Origin of the sequence: Streptomyces sp. NPDC048002, assembly GCF_040653275.1 — a bacterium.
In the GTDB taxonomy this organism is placed as follows: domain Bacteria; phylum Actinomycetota; class Actinomycetes; order Streptomycetales; family Streptomycetaceae; genus Streptomyces.
Genome location: NZ_JBEZNL010000008.1, coordinates 196,626 through 215,211, shown reverse-complemented (window position 1 = coordinate 215,211; position 18,586 = coordinate 196,626). Strand labels below are relative to the sequence as shown.

The window sequence follows — 18,586 nt, the reverse complement described above, 5'->3', positions numbered from 1 at the left end:
GTGAGGCCCTGAGTGGGCGCTCACGTGGCGGTGTCGTCGGGCGAATCCGTGCCGGGGTCGCCCCCGGTACGGGGCAGGCCGCCCGTCGCTCCAGTGGTGGTGTCCTGCTGTGCGGGCCCCCCGGGGGTGGACCCCTTGAGGTCCCTCCCGGCCCGCTCGCTCTCGATGAGCTCGTTCAGCCAGCGCACTTCGCGCTCCACGGACTCCATTCCGTGGCGCTGGAGCTCAAGCGTGTAGTCGTCCAGCCGCTCCCGGGTGCGCGCCAGGGAGGCGCGCATCTTCTCCAGACGCTCCTCCAGGCGGCTCCTGCGGCCCTCCAGCACGCGCATGCGGACATCGCGCGAGGTCTGCCCGAAGAAGGCGAACCGGGCGGCGAAGTGCTCGTCCTCGTACACGTCGGGGCCGGTCTGGGAGAGCAGCTCCTCGAAGTGCTCCTTACCTTCCGCCGTCAACCTGTAGACGATCTTGGCGCGGCGGCCGGCGAGGGACGCTGCGAGGGCGTCCTCGGGGGCGTTCCCCGGCTCCTCGATCAACCAGCCGTTGGCGACCAGCGTCTTGAGGCAGGGGTAGAGCGTCCCGTAGCTGAACGCCCGGAACACTCCCAGTGACGTATTGAGTCGTTTGCGCAGCTCATAGCCGTGCATCGGAGACTCGCGGAGCAGGCCGAGGACGGCGAACTCAAGGATCCCGGCCCGTCGGCTCATCCTTCGCCTCCTCGTCCTTATCTCGCGCTGATGTATCGACTCGATACATCAAGACGATAGAACGGCCTTCCGTGTGCGACAAGAGGGAGGATCGTGAACGGGATCACATCACTGATTCATGGGATGCGAGTTGCCTGATTTGGGGTGAACTTCGGGGCTCGGCAGGTTTTGACGGTGCGTAGTCTGTGCGCCATGCACACCACCGGGAACCAAGTGACGCCTGGGGGCGTCGTCGTCCTCGGTGCAGTACGGGTGAATGCGGAAGCGACCACATCCGTACTTCGGGGGGACCGGAAACCTGCCGCCGTTTCCAGGCGCGTCACACGGGTGCGCCTGCCCGAGGAGTAGTCGTTCGATGAGCGAGCACCGTCGCAAACCGCCGCAGCCGCAGGGAGGCGGACGTGCCGCGGCCCGACGCGGCCAGTCCGGCCCGTCCTCCGGCCGCCGCGCGGCACCGCGAGGCGCCACCGGATCTCCCGCCGATTCCCGGGGGACCAGTTCCCACGGGTCGGATTCCTACGATGCGGCCGAGGCGCTGCCCTACGGCGGCCGCGCCGCGGCCCGCCGTGCCGCGGGCGGAGCGGGCGGCCGCCGCAGAGGCGCCGAGGTCGGCCCGGGTGGCCGTCGAGGAGCCCCTGGGGAATCCACCGGTCCCGGTCGGGGCCGTGGACGTGCCGCCGGTCCCGGCAAGAAGCGGATCATCGACTATCCGCGCTTCGGCAAGGACGGCTGGCGTCGCTGGATGCCGTCCTGGAAGCTCGTGTCGGGCCTCTGCCTGGGCTTCATGGGCAGCCTGGTGGCCATCGCGGGCATCGGCTACGCCATGGTGGGCGTGCCCAGCGTGGCGGACACCGCGGAGGCGCAGAACAACGTCTTCTACTGGTCCGACGGCACAGCGATGGTCGCCACCGGTGGTGAGACCAACCGCCAGATCGTCAAGCTGGACCAGATCCCCGAGGACATGCGCAACGCGGTGATCTCGCAGGAGAACAAGACCTTCTACGACGACAGCGGCATCGACCCCAAGGGCATCGCGCGCGCGGTGTTCAACATGGCGCGGGGCGGCGAGACGCAGGGTGGCTCGACCATCACCCAGCAGTTCGTCAAGAACGCGATGCTGGACGACCAGTCCCAGACGATCTCCCGGAAGTTCCAGGAGATCTTCGTGTCGGTCAAGGTGGGCGCCAAGTTCTCCAAGGACGAGATCATGGCGGGTTACCTGAACTCCGCCTACTACGGCCGCGGTGCCTACGGTATCCAGGCCGCCTCGCGGGCGTACTTCAACAAGGACTCGGTCGACCTCACCACCGGGCAGTGCGCCTTCCTCGCGGCCGTCCTCAAGGGCGCGACGTACTACGACCCGGCGGGTGCGACCTCCATCGACCCGGTGGGGGCGACCCAGGAGGCCAATACCAAGCGGGCGACGATCCAGATGCAGGACACCCTGGACAAGATGGTCGAGTACGGCCACCTCAGCGCCGCGGACCGGGCCAAGTACAAGGAACTGCCCAAGACGCAGAACCCTCGCTCCAACACCGCGCTGGGCGGCCAGGTCGGCTACCTCGTCGACCTCGCCAAGGCCTACGTCGTCAACAACACCGACATCAGCGCGAACGACCTCCAGCAGGGCGGCTACTCGATCTACACGACCTTCGACAAGAAGAAGGTCAAGGCACTCGAGGCCGCGGTGAAGAAGGTCGAGAAGGCGAACATCGATCCCAAGAAACGCCCGAAGACGGACACCCACGTCCAGTTCGGCGGCGCTTCGGTGGACCCGGAGACGGGTGCCATCAAGGCGATCTACGGCGGCAGTGATGCCACCAAGCACTTCACCAACAACGCCGATGTCACCGGTGCCCAGGTCGGATCGACGTTCAAGCCCTTCGTCCTCGCGGCGGCCATGAAGTGGGGCGTGCGCGACCCCGACCTCGGCGAGACGCAGGCGCAGGACGAGCGGACCAAGGTGTCCCCGAAGAGCCTGTACAGCGGCGAGAACGATCTGAAGATCAAGGAGTACGACGGGGACGTCTGGCAGGACGACAAGGGCAAGGAGTGGCTCCAGGCCAACGACGGCGACGAGTCGCTCGGCGAGGCCCCGGACTACATGGTCGACCTGCGCACCGCGATGCAGTTCTCGGCGAACTCCGCCTTCGTGCAGCTCGGCATGGATGTCGGTCTGGACAAGGTGGAGGAGGCCGCCATCGACGCGGGCCTGAAGGAGGACAGCCTGACGGGCACGAGCTTCCCGTCCTTCTCCATCGGTATCTCCGAGCCCAGCACGATCCGTATGGCGGGCTCCTACGCCACCTTCGCGGCCAGCGGGGAGCAGCGTGAGCCGTACTCCGTCACCGAGGTCAAGAGCGCCGATGGCACGGTCTTCAAGCACGAGGACAAGACCAAGCAGGCCTTCACCGCCCAGGTGGCCGACAACGTCACCGACGTCCTGAAGACCGTGGTCGACAAGGGCACGGGTACCGCCGCCCAGCTCACCGGCCGTGACGTGGCCGGCAAGACCGGTACGACCGACGGCAACAAGTCGGCCTGGTTCGTCGGGTACACCCCGCAGCTGTCGACCGCGATCAGCATGTTCCGGTACCCGGACGACGAGTCGATCAAGAACCGTAAGTTCCTGGAGATGTACGGCACGGGCGACCAGGCGTCGATCCACGGTGCCTCGTTCCCGGCCGAGATCTGGCACGACTACATGGAGCAGGCGCTGAAGGGCGAGCCGGCGAAGGACTTCCCCGTCCCGGAGCCCATCGGTGAGGTCATCAACGCCTCCCCGAGCCCGACGCCCACCCCCACGCCGACCGAGACCGAGGAAGCCACCCCGACCCCGACTCCGACGCCGACCCCGACGCAGACGACTCCGTCGCCGTCCGCGAGCGAGACCTGCAGCGGGTTCTGGTGCGAGGACGACGGCGGGACGGACAACGGCGGCACGGACGGCGGGGTGACCACCTCACCCACGCCCACGGAGTCCGAGGACACCAGTAATGGCAACGGCAATGGAAATGGGGGCCTCTTCCAAGGCTCCACAGGCTAGCGCCGCCCGCTGATGCGGGGCGGGTGCCCGATTGGGTGCCGTATCGCCCGGCGCGGGTGTTTCACGTGAAACATGGGCCGCCGCACCGACCAGGTGCGGCGGCCCTCGGCGTATTCCTAGACGCGTACGGCAGGATGTGCCCCATGCCCAGTGCAGAGACGACGCCGACGAGCGTGCACGAGCCCGAGCCGGTGCGGCCCACCAGGGACGACCCGGTCGCCCGCAACGGCAGTGAGCTGATCGGCGGTCCCATCGGACGGCGTGCCCTGCTGGGGACGTCGTGGTGGACCCCCGTGCGGATCATCGCGCTCGTCGCGATCGGAGTGTTCGCCCTCGGTCTGGTCCAGAAGGCGCCCTGCTACAACGGGGCCTGGTTCTTCGGGGCCAGCTCGCAGTACACCCACGCCTGTTACTCGGACATCCCGCACCTCTACCAGGGGCGCGGCTTCGCCGATGGTCTGGTGCCGTACTTCGACAGGCTCTCCGGTGACATGGAGTACCTCGAGTACCCGGTGCTCACCGGTGTGTTCATGGAGGTCGCCTCCTGGCTCACGCCGGGCACCGGCACCATCCAGGACCAGGAGCAGTGGTACTGGATGGTCAACGCGGGGATGCTGATGGCCTGCGCGGCCGTCATCGCCGTCTGTGTGACCCGGACCCACGTCCGTCGGCCCTGGGACGGTCTGCTGGTCGCGCTGGCGCCCGCCTTCGCCCTGACCGCGACCATCAACTGGGATCTGCTGGCCGTCGCTCTGACGGCCGGGGCGATGCTGATGTGGTCGCGGGGACGTTCGCTGTCCTTCGGTGTCCTCCTGGGGCTCGCCACGGCCGCGAAGCTGTATCCCGTGCTGCTGCTGGGCGCTCTGTTCGTGCTGTGCTGGCGTGCGGGCAAGTGGCGGGACTTCGGCAAGGCCCTGGGCGGCACGGCCGTCGCCTGGGCGGTCGTGAACGGCCCCGTCATGCTGCTCGCGTTCGACGGCTGGTCGAAGTTCTACACGTTCAGCCAGGAGCGGGGCGTCGACTTCGGGTCCTTCTGGCTGATCATGGCCCAGAACTCCAGCGACCCGCTCGACACGGAGACCGTCAACACCCTCGCCACGCTGCTGATGCTGCTGTGCTGCGCCGGGGTGGCCGCGCTCACGCTGACCGCTCCGCGCCGGCCGCGCTTCGCCCAGCTCGCGTTCCTGATCGTGGCGGCGTTCATCCTCACCAACAAGGTCTACTCGCCGCAGTACGTGCTGTGGTTGATCCCGCTGGCCGCGCTGGCCCGGCCGAAGTGGCGGGACTTCCTGATCTGGCAGGCCTGCGAGGTGGCGTACTTCCTGGGCATCTGGATGTACCTCGCCTACACGACCAGCGGTGACGCCCACAAGGGACTGCCGACCGACGGGTACCACTGGGCCATCGGCGTGCACCTGGCGGGCACGCTCTATCTGTGTGCCGTGATCGTCCGCGACATCCTGATGCCCGAGCGCGACGTGGTCCGCCGGGCGGGCGACGACGACCCGTCGGGCGGTGTGCTCGACGGGGCGGAGGACGCCTTCACGCTGGGCCCCGCGGCGCGTTCGCCGCAGCAGGCGGCCGCTTTCGACGGACCGCAGGTGGAGTGGGGCGGACCGGCGCCCGGCGACCGTTCGCTCTGAGCGAACAGTGCAGGGAGGCCGCGATGGAGCGGCCGTGGAACGACGAAGGCCGTGCACGGGGCGAACCCGTGCACGGCCTTCCCGCTGTCCCGGTGAGGATGCTCAGCGGTCGACGATCCGGTCGAACTGCGTGGTGGTGTGCCGGAGATGGGCGACCAGCTCGTCACCGACCTTCGGCTCCGGCGCGTCCGCCGGCACGAACAGGATGGAGACCTGCATGTGCGGCGGCTCGGCGAACCAGCGCTGCTTGCCGCCCCAGACGAACGGAGCAAGGTTCCGGTTGACCGTGGCGAGGCCTGCTCGCGCCACGCCCTTGGCGCGCGGCATGACGCCGTGCAGGGCCTTGGGAGCCTCCAGCCCCACCCCGTGCGAGGTGCCGCCCGCCACGACCACCAGGAAGCCGTCCGAGGCCGCCTTCTGCTGCCGGTAGCCGAACCGGTCGCCCTTGGCGACACGGGTGACGTCCAGGACCGCGCCGCGGTACTCCGTCGCCTCGTGGTCCCCCAGCCAGAGCCGGGTGCCGATGCGGGCACGGAAGCGGGTCTGCGGGAACTGCTGCTGGAGACGGGCGAGTTCGTCGGCCTTGAGGTGGCTGACGAACATCGTGTGCAGCGGCAGCCGGGCGGCGCGCAGCCGGTCCATCCAGCCGATGACCTCCTCGACCGCGTCCGAGCCGTCGGTGCGGTCCAGCGGCAGGTGGATGGCGAAGCCCTCCAGCCGGACGTTCTCTATGGCGGAGTGCAGCTGCGGCAGGTCCTGCTCGCTCACCCCGTGCCGCTTCATCGAGGACATCACCTCGATGACCACCCGGGCCCCCACCAGGCCGTAGACGCCGTCGATCGACGACACCGAGCGGATGACCCGGTCGGGCAGCGGCACCGGCTCCTCGCCGCGCCGGTACGGCGTCAGCACCAGCAGGTCACCGCCGAACCAGTCCTTGATGCGCGCGGCCTCGTACGTGGTGCCCACGGCGAGGACGTCCGAGCCCAGGCGTGTCGCCTCCTCCGCTAGGCGCTCGTGCCCGAAGCCGTAGCCGTTGCCCTTGCAGACCGGGACGAGTCCCGGGAACTGCTCCTGCACGTGCTTGTGGTGCGCCCGCCAGCGCGCGGTGTCGACGTAGAGCGTGAGCGCCATGGCCGGACCTGGAACCTTTCTGGTGGCTGCGGTGTATCAGAGGTATGGAAGCTATCGAAGCAAATGCCCGTGACTCAGCGCCGCGACATGTAGATGTCGAGCGCCTTGTGGAGCAGCTTGTTCAGCGGGAAGTCCCACTCGCCCAGGTACTCGGCGGCCTGACCGCCGGTGCCCACCTTGAACTGGATCAGACCGAAGAGGTGGTCGGACTCGTCCAGCGAGTCGGAGATGCCGCGCAGGTCGTACACGGTCGCGCCGAGCGCGTAGGCGTCGCGCAGCATGCGCCACTGCATCGCGTTCGAGGGCCGGACCTCACGGCCGATGTTGTCGGAGGCGCCGTAGGAGTACCAGACGTGTCCGCCGACGATGAGCATCGTCGCCGCCGAGAGGTTCACACCGTTGTGGCGGGCGAAGTACAGCCGCATGCGGTTGGGGTCCTCGGAGTTGAGGGCCGTCCACATGCGCTGGAAGTAGCCCAGCGGGCGGGGGCGGAAGTGGTCACGGACCGCCGTGATCTCGTACAGCCGCTGCCATTCCTCAAGGTCGTGGTAGCCGCCCTGGACGACCTCGACGCCGGCCTTCTCGGCCTTCTTGATGTTGCGGCGCCACAACTGGTTGAAGTTCTTGTGGACCTCTTCCAGGGACCGGTTGGCCAGCGGCACCTGGTAGACGTAGCGCGGCTGGACGTCGCCGAAGCCCGCGCCGCCGTCCTCGCCCTGCTGCCAGCCCATCCGGCGCAGCTTGTCGGCGACCTCGAAGGCGCGCGGCTCGATGAAGTCGGCCTCGATGTCACGCAGCCGCTTCACGTCCGGGTTCTGGATGCCCGCCTTGATCGAGCCCGCCTCCCAGCGCCGGATGATCACCGGCGGGCCCATCTTCACGGAGAAGGCGCCCTGCTGCTTCAGGTGCGCGAGCATCGGTTCCAGCCAGTCGGTCAGATTCGGCGCGAACCAGTTGATGACCGGACCCTCGGGCAGGTAGGCCAGGTAGCGCTTGATCTTGGGCAGCTGCCGGTAGAGGACCAGACCCGCGCCGACCATGTCACCGGTACGTTCGTCGAACCAGCCGAGGTTCTCGGAGCGCCACTCCGCCTTGACGTCCGCCCAGGCCGGGACCTGCATGTGGCTAGCCGCCGGCAGGCTCTGGATGTACGCCAGATGCTGCTCGCGACTGATCGTCCTCAGGGTCAGGCTCATTCGGGGCGCTCCTCGGGCGGCTGGTCTGTCCCCATGGGTTCAGGGGCTCCGGCTCTAGCGCCGAAGCCTACTGCGCCCCGCGTCCGCTTCGACCGGGCGTACGGATGCTTCGCCCCGGCCTGTGGGCCGCCGGGGCGAAGCGAGGTGGTGTCACACGGCTCCGAAGGGCGCGGCGTCAGCCGACGACCCCGCCGAAGAGGCCCCCGTGAGCCAGACCCAGGTAGAAGCCGATGGCAGAGGCGCCCAGCCCCAGGATCAGGCCGAAGCGTTCCCGGGTGGTCTCCGAGATCCACTGGCCGTAGGCCCCGGTGGCGATTCCCACCAGGCCGGTCCAGGAGCTGAGCAGGTGCAGATCGTGGAACATCGCCGTGATGAACGAGACGGCGCCCAGCACCAGGGTCGCCACGAGCAGCGTGTCCTGGAGGGGATGGGGTTTTCCGTCCGTGGCGAAGAGGCCTCCGACGGTGTTGGGTCGCATTGCCTGTGCCATGAGGGCACCTCCTGCGGAAGGCGGCGCATCGTAGCGCCATACACACCCGATGTGTACAGATTGTCTGCGCTCCCGCCGTGATTTCAACCGGAAGCGGGTGTGCGGGTACGCTGTACCGTCTGCACCGGTGTCTGCCCATGCCCTGGACGGGTGGTTTCCGAGAGGAAGCCCGATTGTCAGTGGCGGCCGATACCGTTGCGTACGCATCACAACCCTCCTGCCACGGAACGACCGTGGCCGCTGAGTCCAAAGGAGGTGGGTTCCACATGCGTCACTACGAGGTGATGGTCATCCTCGACCCCGATCTGGAGGAGCGCGCTGTCGCCCCTCTGATCGAGAACTTCCTCTCCGTCGTCCGTGAGGGCAACGGAAAGGTCGAGAAGGTCGACACCTGGGGCCGTCGTCGTCTCTCGTACGAGATCAAGAAGAAGCCCGAGGGCATCTACTCGGTCATCGATCTGCAGGCTGAGCCCGCGATCGTCAAGGAGCTCGACCGCCAGATGAACCTGAACGAGTCGGTCCTCCGGACCAAGGTCCTCCGCCCCGAGACCCACTGAGCTCTCCCGCTCAGCTGATCTCGGGATTCGAGTAGCAGCAACCAAGCAGCCAAGCAGCAAACCCGCCGAGAGGTTCCCCCAATGGCAGGCGAGACCGTCATCACGGTCGTCGGCAATCTTGTCGACGACCCCGAGCTGCGCTTCACCCCTTCCGGTGCGGCGGTCGCGAAGTTCCGTGTCGCGTCCACGCCCCGCACCTTCGACCGTCAGACGAACGAGTGGAAGGACGGCGAGAGCCTGTTCCTGACCTGCTCGGTCTGGCGTCAGGCGGCGGAGAACGTCGCGGAGTCGCTCCAGCGAGGCATGCGCGTCATCGTGCAGGGCCGGCTGAAGCAGCGGTCCTACGAGGACCGTGAGGGCGTCAAGCGCACGGTCTACGAACTGGACGTCGAGGAAGTCGGCGCCAGCCTGCGCAACGCCACGGCCAAGGTCACCAAGACCGCCGGCCGCGGTGGCCAGGGCGGTGGCTTCGGCGGCGGTGGCGGCGGCGGCCAGGGTGGCGGCGGCTGGGGCGGCGGCCCCGGCGGTGGCCAGCAGGGCGGCGGCGCTCCGGCCGACGACCCGTGGGCCAGCGGCGCTCCCGCCGGTGGCCAGCAGGGTGGCGGCGGCGGTGGCTGGGGTGGAAACTCCGGCGGCGGCGGCGGTGGCGGCGGCTACTCGGACGAGCCCCCCTTCTAGACCTTCGGGTCCGGGTTTCCGGACCCGATCCGGTCGAGGGCGGGTCGTACCCAAACTTCTTGATCACACAGGAGAAACACCATGGCGAAGCCGCCTGTGCGCAAGCCTAAGAAGAAGGTCTGCGCGTTCTGCAAGGACAAGGTCACGTACGTGGACTACAAGGACACGAACATGCTGCGGAAGTTCATTTCCGACCGCGGCAAGATCCGTGCCCGCCGCGTGACCGGCAACTGCACGCAGCACCAGCGTGACGTCGCCACGGCCGTGAAGAACAGCCGTGAGATGGCGCTGCTGCCCTACACGTCCACCGCGCGCTAAGGGAAGGGTGACAGAAACATGAAGATCATCCTCACCCACGAGGTCTCCGGCCTCGGCGCTGCCGGCGACGTCGTCGACGTCAAGGACGGCTACGCTCGCAACTACCTGATCCCGCGGAACTTCGCGATCCGTTGGACCAAGGGTGGCGAGAAGGACGTCGAGCAGATCCGTCGTGCTCGCAAGATCCACGAGATCCAGACCATCGAGCAGGCCAACCAGGTCAAGGCCCAGCTCGAGGGCGTCAAGGTCCGTCTGGCCGTTCGCTCCGGCGACGCCGGTCGTCTCTTCGGCTCCGTCACCCCGGCCGACGTCGCTTCGGCGATCAAGGCTTCCGGTGGCCCCGAGGTCGACAAGCGCCGTATCGAGCTGACCGCTCCGATCAAGACCCTCGGCGCCCACGAGACGTCCGTGCGTCTGCACCCCGAGGTTGCCGCCAAGGTCAACATCGAGGTCATCTCGGCCTGATCGCCGAGTTCGGCTCGATGAGCTGAGAGAAGGGGCCGCACCCATCGGGTGCGGCCCCCTCTTCGTGCCGTGGCAGTGGCTGGTCGGCCGGCCGTTGGTGGGTCCCGTGTTTCACGTGAAACAGCGGTTCCACGTGAAACAGTCAGCGGGTCGCGCCCGTGACGATCCACCGTCCGGAGCGGGCGCGGAGCCACAGTGTCAGCATGCGCACGGTCATCATCAGAGTCATCGCCCCCCAGAGCGCGGTGAGCCCACCGCCCAGCAGCGGGACGAGCAGGGCGACCGGAACGAAGGCGACGAGGGTGACCACCATGGCGCCCGCCAGATACCGGCCGTCCCCGGCGCCCATCAGGACGCCGTCCAGGACGAAGACCACGCCGCACATGGGCTGGGCGAGCGCCACCATCAGCAGGGCCGGCAGAGCGGTGTCCTTGACCGCCTGGTCGCTGGTGAACAACGGCAGGAAGACCGGCCGGGCGATCACCACCAGCAGGGCCAGCACCACACCGGAGGCGATGCCCCACTCCACCATGCGGCGACAGGCGGCGCGTGCGCCGTCCGCGTCGTCCGCGCCCAGATAGCGCCCGATGATCGCCTGCCCGGCGATCGCGATGGCGTCCAGCGCGAAGGCCAGCAAACTCCACAGGGACAGGATGATCTGGTGGGCCGCGATGTCGGCGTCCCCGAGCCGGGCGGCGACCGCGGTGGCGATCATCAGGATCGCCCGCAGGGACAGGGTGCGCACCAGGAGTGGCACACCTGCCTGGGCGGCGGCTCTGATGCCGGAGGGGTCCGGGCGGAGTGAGGCCTGATGCTCGCGTGCTCCTCGGACGACGACCACGAGGTAGGCCGCGGCCATGCCCCACTGGGCGAGGACGGTGCCCCAGGCCGATCCGGCGATGCCCAGGTCGGCGCCGTAGACGAGGCCGACGTTGAGGAGCGCGTTGGCGACGAAGCCCGCGACGGCGACGTAGAGGGGGGTTCTGGTGTCCTGGAGGCCGCGCAGGACTCCGGTGGCGGCCAGGACGACGAGCATGGCCGGTATGCCGAGCGCGGAGATCCTCAGGTAGGTCGTCGCATAGGGGGCGGCGGTGTCGGAGGCGCCGAAGAGTTCGATGAGGGACGGTGCCGTGGGCAGGACGATCGCGATGACGGCGGCACCGAGGGCGAGGGCGAGCCAGATTCCGTCCATGCCCTGGCGGATGGCGGACCGCAGGTCGCCGGCGCCGACGCGTCGGGCGACGGCCGCGGTGGTGGCATAGGCGAGGAAGACGAAGATGCTCACGGCCGTCATCAGGAGCGCGGAGGCGACACCGAGTCCGGCGAGTTGGGCGGTACCCAGGTGGCCGATGATCGCGCTGTCGGCGATGACGAAGAGGGGCTCGGCGACGAGGGCACCGAAGGCCGGCACGGCCAGGGCGATGATCTCTCGATCGTGCCGACGGCGTGCGGCCTGGGGAGTCGCGGGAGCCTGTGTCATGAGCATCAATCTAATCGTCCACAGGTAAGAGATGCAAGGCATCTATGACCCTTACCCTGGCGGGTGGGGTGTGTGGTATCGCGCACTGTTCGAAGTGATCTTGGGCCGACTGGGCAACTTTTTCTTCTGCACAGCCGGTGGACGGGAAACGTGCAGGTCAAAGGAGCCTTCTCCGTGCAGGTGCGGGCTTGTTCACAGGGCTGTCCACCGGGTCGTGCACAGGTTTTGCAGAGTTGTCCACAGCATCCGGGCCGTCGTCCACATGGCCTGTGGATAACCAGATTGGCTGACGGTGCCCAGGGGCCTAACGTGGTCCGTCGCCCCCCGCCGTTCGTCGGCCGAGAAATCAACACAAAACCGACGCGCCAGAACCGGAGTTGGGCCTCTTAGTTGTCAGTGCCGTGCCGTAGAAATGAGGGGCACGGCGAGGTCCGCTCGGCGGACGGGAGGAGGTTGCTCGGTGAGCATTTCCGAGCCCTTGGACGACCCGTGGGCCGACAGCGGGCCCAGCGACCGTCTGCCTGCCTCGCGCCGCCGGGGTGACGCGGGCCGGGGCCGCGACGAACAGCACGACCGCGGCCGGGAGAACGGCGAGTGGGACCGGGGCGGCTCGGCCTTCGAACGGGTGCCGCCCCAGGACCTGGACGCCGAACAGTCTGTCCTCGGCGGCATGCTCCTGTCGAAGGACGCCATCGCGGACGTGGTCGAGGTCCTCAAGGGCCACGACTTCTACAAGCCGGCGCACGAGACGATCTTCCAGGCGATCCTCGACATCTACGCCAAGGGTGAACCGGCCGACCCGATCACCATCGCCGCGGAGCTGACCAAGCGCGGTGAGATCAACAAGGTCGGCGGCGCATCGTATCTGCACACCCTGGTGCAGACGGTGCCGACGGCGGCCAACGCCGAGTACTACGCCGAGATCGTCCATGAGCGCGCCGTACTGCGCCGCCTGGTCGAGGCGGGCACGCGGATCACACAGATGGGATACGCGGCCGACGACGACGTCGACGAGATCGTCAACCGGGCCCAGGCCGAGATCTACGCGGTCACCGAGCAGCGGACCAGCGAGGACTACCTGCCGCTCGGCGACATCATGGAGGGCGCCCTCGACGAGATCGAGGCGATCGGCTCCCGCAGCGGCGAGATGACCGGTGTGCCGACGGGCTTCACCGACCTCGACTCGCTCACCAACGGTCTGCACCCGGGACAGATGATCGTCATCGCGGCCCGTCCCGCCATGGGTAAGTCCACCCTGGCGCTGGACTTCGCCCGCGCGGCGTCGATCAAGCACAACCTGGCCAGCGTCATCTTCTCCCTCGAAATGGGCCGCAACGAGATCGCGATGCGTCTGCTGTCCGCCGAGGCGCGGGTGGCTCTGCACCACATGCGTTCGGGCACGATGACGGACGAGGACTGGACGCGCCTGGCGCGCCGGATGCCCGAGGTCTCCGCCGCCCCGCTCTACATCGACGACTCGCCGAACCTGTCGATGATGGAGATCCGCGCGAAGTGCCGTCGGCTCAAGCAGCGCAATGACATCAAGCTCGTCATCATCGACTATCTCCAGCTGATGCAGTCCGGCGGTTCGAAGCGCTCCGAAAGCCGTCAGCAGGAGGTCTCGGACATGTCCCGAAACCTCAAGCTCCTGGCCAAGGAGCTGGAGGTCCCGGTGATCGCGCTCTCGCAGCTGAACCGTGGCCCCGAGCAGCGCACCGACAAGAAGCCGATGGTGTCCGACCTGCGTGAGTCCGGCTCGATCGAGCAGGACGCCGACATGGTGATCCTGCTGCACCGCGAGGACGCCTACGAGAAGGAGTCGCCGCGCGCGGGCGAGGCGGACATCATCGTGGGCAAGCACCGTAACGGCCCTACGGCGACGATCACCGTCGCCTTCCAGGGTCACTACTCCCGCTTCGTGGACATGGCGCAGACCTGATCCGGCGCCGCCGGGCGGAATGCGCTCGACTCCGCTCGGTCGCTCGGGGTGCACTGGGGGGATGACGACATCCCAGGAAGAGTTGTTGCCGGGCACCCGACGGGCGTTGCTGCACCGGATCGCCGTGGCCCAGGCGGAAGGGCGGGCGCCTTCTCTGGTCGCGGCCGTCGTACGTGGTGGGCGGACGGTCTGGCACGGTTCCCGGACCTCCGTGGACGGACATGGCCCGGACGAGCATGTGCAGTACAGGATCGGTTCGATCACCAAGACCTTCACGGCCGTGCTGGTGCTGAGGCTGCGCGACGAGGGACTGCTCGACCTCGGTGACCCGTTGGAGAAGCATCTGCCCGGCACCGGCGCGGGGGAGGCCACCATCGCCGAACTCCTCGCGCACACCGGGGGCCTGGCGGCCGAGTCACCCGCGCCCTGGTGGGAGCGGACACCGGGATCGACCCGGCCCGAGCTGTCCGACGTGCTGGGTGAACAGCCCTTCCTGCATCCCGTGGGCCGCCGGCACCACTACTCGAACCCCGGGTACACCCTGCTGGGCGCCCTGGTGGAGCGTCTTCGGGGGCGGCCGTGGGAGGAGGTGCTGCGCGGTGAGGTGCTCGAACCGCTGGGGCTGAGCCGTACCGGTGCGCGGCCCGAGGCTCCGCACGCCGGTGGCTGGGCGGTGCATCCCTGGGCCGACGCGATGCTGCCGGAGCCCGCCGAGGATCTCGGACTCATGGCCGCGGCGGGACAACTCTGGTCCACGACAGCCGACTTGGCGCGCTTCGCCGTGTTCCTCGCCCGGGGCGACGGCCGGGTGCTGAGCGCCGAGAGTGTGCGGGAGATGCGGACGCCCGCGGCGCCGGGCGAGGCCGCGGACGTGGCCGACGGGTCGGCGTACGGGCTGGGGGTTCAGCTGCAGCAGCGGCAGGGGCGCCTGCTGGCAGGGCACTCGGGGTCGCTGCCCGGCTTCCTGGCGAGTCTGTTCTTCAGCGAGAGCGACGACGTTGCCGCGGTGGTCCTCGCCAACTGCACTTCGGGTCCGCTGCTCTCGCTGGTTGTGGCCGATCTCATCGCCATCGTGGCGGAGTCGGAACCGCGGATCCCCGAACCCTGGCGCCCGATGGCCGAAGTCGACCCGGCCGTAATGGAGTTGGTGGGGCAGTGGTACTGGGGGACCTACGGGTACGGGTTGCGGGCAGGGGCCGACGGGCTGGTCTCCCTGGAGCCGCTGTCCGGCAAGGGCCGCCGCTCCCGGTTCCGGGCGAACGGGGACGGGACCTGGAGCGGACTGGAGGGCTACTACGCGGGGGAGCTCCTGACGGCCGTACGGCGCCCGGACGGCAGCGTGAGCCACCTGGACCTCGGTTCGTTCGTGTTCACGCGTCAGCCGTACGAGGAGGGGGCTCCAGTGCCGGGTGGTGTGGATCCCGAGGGGTGGCGGGGCATCAAGTAGCGCCCGACTGAGGGGGAAGCGCCCTGTTTCACGTGAAACAGGGCGTTCCGGGTCTCACAGGGAGAGCTTGAAGCCGACGTGGGAGGCCGTGAAGCCGAGCCGCTCGTAGAAGCGGTGGGCATCGGTGCGGGAGGTGTCCGAGGTCAGCTGGACCAGTGCGCAGCCCTGGCGGCGGGACTCCTCGACCGCCCACTCGATGAACAGGGTGCCCAGACCACTGCCCCGCTCGTCGGCGTGGACGCGGACGGCCTCGATGATCGAGCGGGTCGCCCCCTTGCGGGAGAGGCCGGGGACGATGGTGAGCTGAAGGGTTCCGACGACCCGGCCGTCCCGTTCGGCCACGACCTGGTGCTGGTTGGGGTCCTGGCTCAGACGTTCCAGGGCCGCCACGTAGGGCGTGAGGTCCTCGGGCGACTCGCGCAGGGCGCCGAGGGGGTCGTCGGCGAGCATGGCGACGATCGCAGGAATGTCGTCCGCGGTGGCGGGCCGTATCTCAAGATCTCCCATGACGCTCACCCTAAGCGGACGGGGGAGAGCGTCACGGGGCCGCCGGAGGAACCGGCCTGTGCGTGTGGGCGGGGTTCAGCCCGCGGCGACCGTGAGTGGCGCGAACCGGCGCTTCCAGTCGCCGGGCAACTCGTCGATGCCGTAGGTCATGACGGCGTTGAAGGCCACGGAGGTCAGCCCTCGTTCCTTCGCCCAGGTGAGGAGTTCCTCGTGCCGTACGTCGATGTCGGTGCGCAGCGGGCGGTCCGTGTGGGAGGCGAGCGAGGTGATGAGGGCCTGTGCGGTCGGGGTGTCCGCGGCGATCAGCGGGCCGACGACATGGGTGTCCATGTTGGGCCAGGCGGACGCGTAGCCGGTGATGCGGCCCTTCGCCTCGGCGACCCGCAGCTGATCCGCGAAGGCGGGCAGCCGGGCGATCAGCGGGGTGCGGTCCGAGCCGAACACCTCCTCGTCCAGCCTGAGGATGGCGGGGAGGTCCTCGGCGGTGGCGGCGCGGGTGGCGATCCGCGGTTCCGTTCCGTCGGGGACGAAGTGGCCGCGCAGCATCTCCGCCCGGCCGGTGGCCTTGAAGCCGAGTTCCTCGTAGAGCGGTCGGCCGCTGGGGGTGGCGTGGAGGGTCAGCGGGGTGGTGCCCTGCTCCGAGATGACGTGACGCATCAGGTGCCGTCCGATGCCCTGCCGTGCGTGGCGCTCGGCCACCAGCACCATCCCGATCGCCGCCAGGGCGGGCCGTCCGTGCGGGCCGTACTGGGTGACCGCGCATGCGCTGACGAGTCCGCCGTCGGGGTCGTCGATGCCGTACCCCTGGCCCGCTGTGAGGAGCAGGCCCCACTTGTGTTCCTCCCGGGGCCAGCCCCGGTTCTCGGACAGGTCGGCGCAGGCGGCGAGATCGCGTGGCGTCAGACGTCGAATGGGCAGAGCGGCGAGGGAAGGAGTGGGCACGCAGGTCAGGCTGTCTGACGGGTGGCCGTGTCGTCCAGCCGTTTCCGGTGAGACATACGACCTTTTGGCCATGTCGGGGCCGGCGGGCCCGGAGGTCTCGCCGCAGGGCCGTTTCACGTGAAACACGGACGAACGGCATGCGGCCGCGTGAACGGACCTGTTCGCTGCTGTACCGATCTCCGTGGTCCATGCTGACCACGGTCGGCCCGGTCCGGTGACCCTCTCGTGCATCGGGAGGGATCTATGGGATGCCTATGAATTGGTGTGCCGGGACCGGTAATTGAACGAAATTGTGGCTTCATCCCTGGTCGCCCGGCGGCTTGCGATGAGGGGACTTGTCTGCGCGGCGCGGGCCGGTAGGGTCGACTCCGGTTCGCATCCGGGACGGGTGCCGCGGGGCGGGTGTACGTCATGGGTGCGGGCCGTGGGCAAGGCGACGCAGCTTAACGGGACGGAGAGGTCGAGGACCCGTATTTGCGCATATGCGACCGAGGCCTGCGCGCGCGGTGGGATGCTGCGTTTGGGTGGACTGCGGTCAATGTCACACTCTCTCCGTACTTGTCCGTACGCCGTGTGAACAGGGTTTGAATGTGGCCGCGTTGGCCAGGGCACCGAAAGGGAAGAGCACAGCCGTCCACGGGGAAAGCAGGCATCTTCCGAGCGAGGAAGTGCGCAGACCGACCGAAATGTTCGAGGCGAGGCACACACCATGGACGCTCCGGCCACCACGTCGGCCGACAACGGCACTTCCGGCGGTGGGGACGGCTGGTTCACGTCCCGAGCCGCCCAGCCCGCCGTGCCCCAGGATGTGGGGCAGGTACCGGCCGCCGCAGGGCCGGGGCAGCCCGTGCCGGCGTCGTTCGGCTCCGGTGCCCCCGTCCAGGGCGCCGTGCCGGTCCAGCGTTCCGTGCCCGCCCAGCAGGCATCCCCGGACGCCGTTCTCGTCCGCCGGACCATGGCCGAGGTCGGCCCGGTCGCCGACAAGGTGACGTCGTACTTCTACGCGCTGCTCTTCGTCCGCCACCCCGACCTGCGCTCCCTGTTCCCGGCGGCCATGGACACCCAGCGGGACCGGCTGCTCAAGGCGCTGCTCACCGCCGCCGAACACATCGACAACACCGAGGTCCTGGTCGCGTATCTGCAGAACCTCGGCCGGGGCCACCGCAAGTACGGCACCCGTGCCGAGCACTATCCGGCCGTCGGCGAGTGCCTCATCGGAGCGCTCAGCAGGTACGCCTCCGCGATCTGGGACCCCGAGACGGAGGCGGCCTGGGTACGGACGTACACGACGATCTCGCAGGTGATGATCGACGCGGCGGCCGCGGACGAGCTGCGCGCGCCGGCCTGGTGGTACGCGGAGGTCGTCGCGCACGACCTCAGGACCCGGGACGTCGCGGTCGTCACCGTCCGTCCCGACCAGCCGTACCCCTTCCTCGCGGGGCAGTACACCAGCGTGGAGACGCCCTGGTGGCCCCGCATCTGGCGGCACTACTCCTTCGCCTCGGCGCCCCGCTCGGACGGCCTGCTGTCCTTCCATGTGAAGGCCGTCCCCGCGGGGTGGGTGTCGAACGCGCTCGTGCACCGGGCCCGCCCGGGGGACATCATCCGGCTCGGTCCGCCGGGCGGTTCGATGACGGTGGACCACACCACCGACAGCGGACTGCTCTGCCTCGGCGGTGGCACCGGTATCGCCCCGATCAAGGCGCTGGTCGAGGACGTTGCCGAGCACGGTGAGCGGCGGCCGGTGGAGGTGTTCTACGGAGCCCGCAGCGATCAGGACCTGTACGACATCGACACGATGCTCAGGCTCCAGCAGTCCCACCCCTGGCTGGCCGTCCGCCCCGTGGTGGACCGGCACGGCCTGGTGCAGCTGCCCGACGCGATCCGTCAGTTCGGGCCCTGGTACGAGTACGACGCCTATGTCTCGGGCCCGCCCGGCATGATCCGCAGCGGTGTGGACGTACTCAGGGACCTGGGGGTCCCCTCGGAGCGCATACGCCATGACGCCCTGGAGGACCTGGTCACCGCGGAGGGCTGACC

At 68.8% G+C, this 18,586-nt stretch carries 16 protein-coding genes; 9 read left to right on the top strand and 7 right to left on the bottom strand.

Annotated features, from left to right (window positions below; all coding sequences use genetic code 11):
- Positions 1-20: 20 nt before the first annotated feature.
- Complete coding sequence (locus AB0E07_RS14165; RefSeq protein ID WP_362250188.1) at positions 21-704, bottom strand: PadR family transcriptional regulator; 684 nt, start codon at positions 702-704, stop codon at positions 21-23.
- Positions 705-1,059: 355 nt separating this feature from the next.
- On the opposite strand from AB0E07_RS14165, the gene AB0E07_RS14160 reads away from it, so the two are divergent.
- Together AB0E07_RS14160 and AB0E07_RS14155 are read left to right on the top strand one after the other, a co-directional pair.
- Positions 1,060-3,750, top strand: a complete 2,691-nt coding sequence (locus AB0E07_RS14160; protein WP_362250185.1) for a transglycosylase domain-containing protein — start codon at positions 1,060-1,062, stop codon at positions 3,748-3,750.
- 134 nt (positions 3,751-3,884) lie between these two features.
- Positions 3,885-5,393 (top strand): glycosyltransferase 87 family protein, encoded by a 1,509-nt coding sequence (locus tag AB0E07_RS14155; protein WP_362250182.1) that lies wholly within the window; start codon positions 3,885-3,887, stop codon positions 5,391-5,393.
- Positions 5,394-5,495: 102 nt separating this feature from the next.
- Here AB0E07_RS14155 and AB0E07_RS14150 read toward each other — a convergent pair whose 3' ends face one another.
- The 3 genes from AB0E07_RS14150 to AB0E07_RS14140 form a co-directional block, all read right to left on the bottom strand.
- A complete protein-coding gene (locus tag AB0E07_RS14150) occupies positions 5,496-6,527 on the bottom strand; it encodes an alanine racemase (RefSeq protein ID WP_362250179.1) in 1,032 nt (343 codons plus the stop codon).
- A gap of 74 nt (positions 6,528-6,601) precedes the next feature.
- Entirely contained in the window at positions 6,602-7,723 is a 1,122-nt protein-coding gene (gene femX, locus AB0E07_RS14145) for a peptidoglycan bridge formation glycyltransferase FemX (RefSeq protein WP_362250176.1), read from the bottom strand.
- A 175-nt stretch (positions 7,724-7,898) separates the two neighbouring features.
- Complete coding sequence (locus AB0E07_RS14140) at positions 7,899-8,213, bottom strand: hypothetical protein (RefSeq protein ID WP_362250174.1); 315 nt, start codon at positions 8,211-8,213, stop codon at positions 7,899-7,901.
- A gap of 266 nt (positions 8,214-8,479) precedes the next feature.
- On the opposite strand from AB0E07_RS14140, the gene rpsF reads away from it, so the two are divergent.
- From rpsF to rplI, 4 genes are all read left to right on the top strand, one after another.
- Positions 8,480-8,770, top strand: coding sequence for a 30S ribosomal protein S6 (rpsF, locus tag AB0E07_RS14135; RefSeq protein ID WP_010353482.1), 291 nt, complete (start codon positions 8,480-8,482; stop codon positions 8,768-8,770).
- An 81-nt stretch (positions 8,771-8,851) separates the two neighbouring features.
- The gene (locus tag AB0E07_RS14130; RefSeq protein ID WP_362250171.1) at positions 8,852-9,448 is read left to right on the top strand and encodes a single-stranded DNA-binding protein; all 597 of its coding nucleotides are present in this window, start codon (positions 8,852-8,854) and stop codon (positions 9,446-9,448) included.
- An 81-nt stretch (positions 9,449-9,529) separates the two neighbouring features.
- Positions 9,530-9,766 (top strand): 30S ribosomal protein S18, encoded by a 237-nt coding sequence (rpsR, locus tag AB0E07_RS14125; protein WP_003949403.1) that lies wholly within the window; start codon positions 9,530-9,532, stop codon positions 9,764-9,766.
- A gap of 18 nt (positions 9,767-9,784) precedes the next feature.
- Entirely contained in the window at positions 9,785-10,231 is a 447-nt protein-coding gene (gene rplI / locus AB0E07_RS14120; RefSeq protein ID WP_362250168.1) for a 50S ribosomal protein L9, read from the top strand.
- Positions 10,232-10,373: 142 nt separating this feature from the next.
- Here rplI and AB0E07_RS14115 read toward each other — a convergent pair whose 3' ends face one another.
- On the bottom strand, positions 10,374-11,711 hold the full coding sequence (locus AB0E07_RS14115; protein ID WP_362250165.1) for an MATE family efflux transporter: 1,338 nt from the start codon (positions 11,709-11,711) through the stop codon (positions 10,374-10,376).
- 460 nt (positions 11,712-12,171) lie between these two features.
- Between AB0E07_RS14115 and dnaB the strand changes: the two genes are divergently transcribed.
- Positions 12,172-13,650 carry a replicative DNA helicase gene (gene dnaB / locus AB0E07_RS14110; RefSeq protein ID WP_362250162.1) on the top strand — a complete coding sequence of 493 codons (1,479 nt, stop codon included), beginning with the start codon at positions 12,172-12,174 and terminating at the stop codon, positions 13,648-13,650.
- Positions 13,651-13,711: 61 nt separating this feature from the next.
- Positions 13,712-15,097, top strand: coding sequence for a serine hydrolase domain-containing protein (locus AB0E07_RS14105; RefSeq protein WP_362250159.1), 1,386 nt, complete (start codon positions 13,712-13,714; stop codon positions 15,095-15,097).
- Positions 15,098-15,151: 54 nt separating this feature from the next.
- Here the strand turns inward: AB0E07_RS14105 and AB0E07_RS14100 are convergent, their stop codons facing one another.
- Entirely contained in the window at positions 15,152-15,604 is a 453-nt protein-coding gene (locus AB0E07_RS14100) for a GNAT family N-acetyltransferase (RefSeq protein WP_362250157.1), read from the bottom strand.
- A gap of 75 nt (positions 15,605-15,679) precedes the next feature.
- Entirely contained in the window at positions 15,680-16,546 is an 867-nt protein-coding gene (locus AB0E07_RS14095; protein WP_362250154.1) for a GNAT family N-acetyltransferase, read from the bottom strand.
- 709 nt (positions 16,547-17,255) lie between these two features.
- Between AB0E07_RS14095 and AB0E07_RS14090 the strand changes: the two genes are divergently transcribed.
- Complete coding sequence (locus AB0E07_RS14090) at positions 17,256-18,584, top strand: globin domain-containing protein (protein WP_362250150.1); 1,329 nt, start codon at positions 17,256-17,258, stop codon at positions 18,582-18,584.
- Positions 18,585-18,586 lie beyond the last annotated feature (2 nt).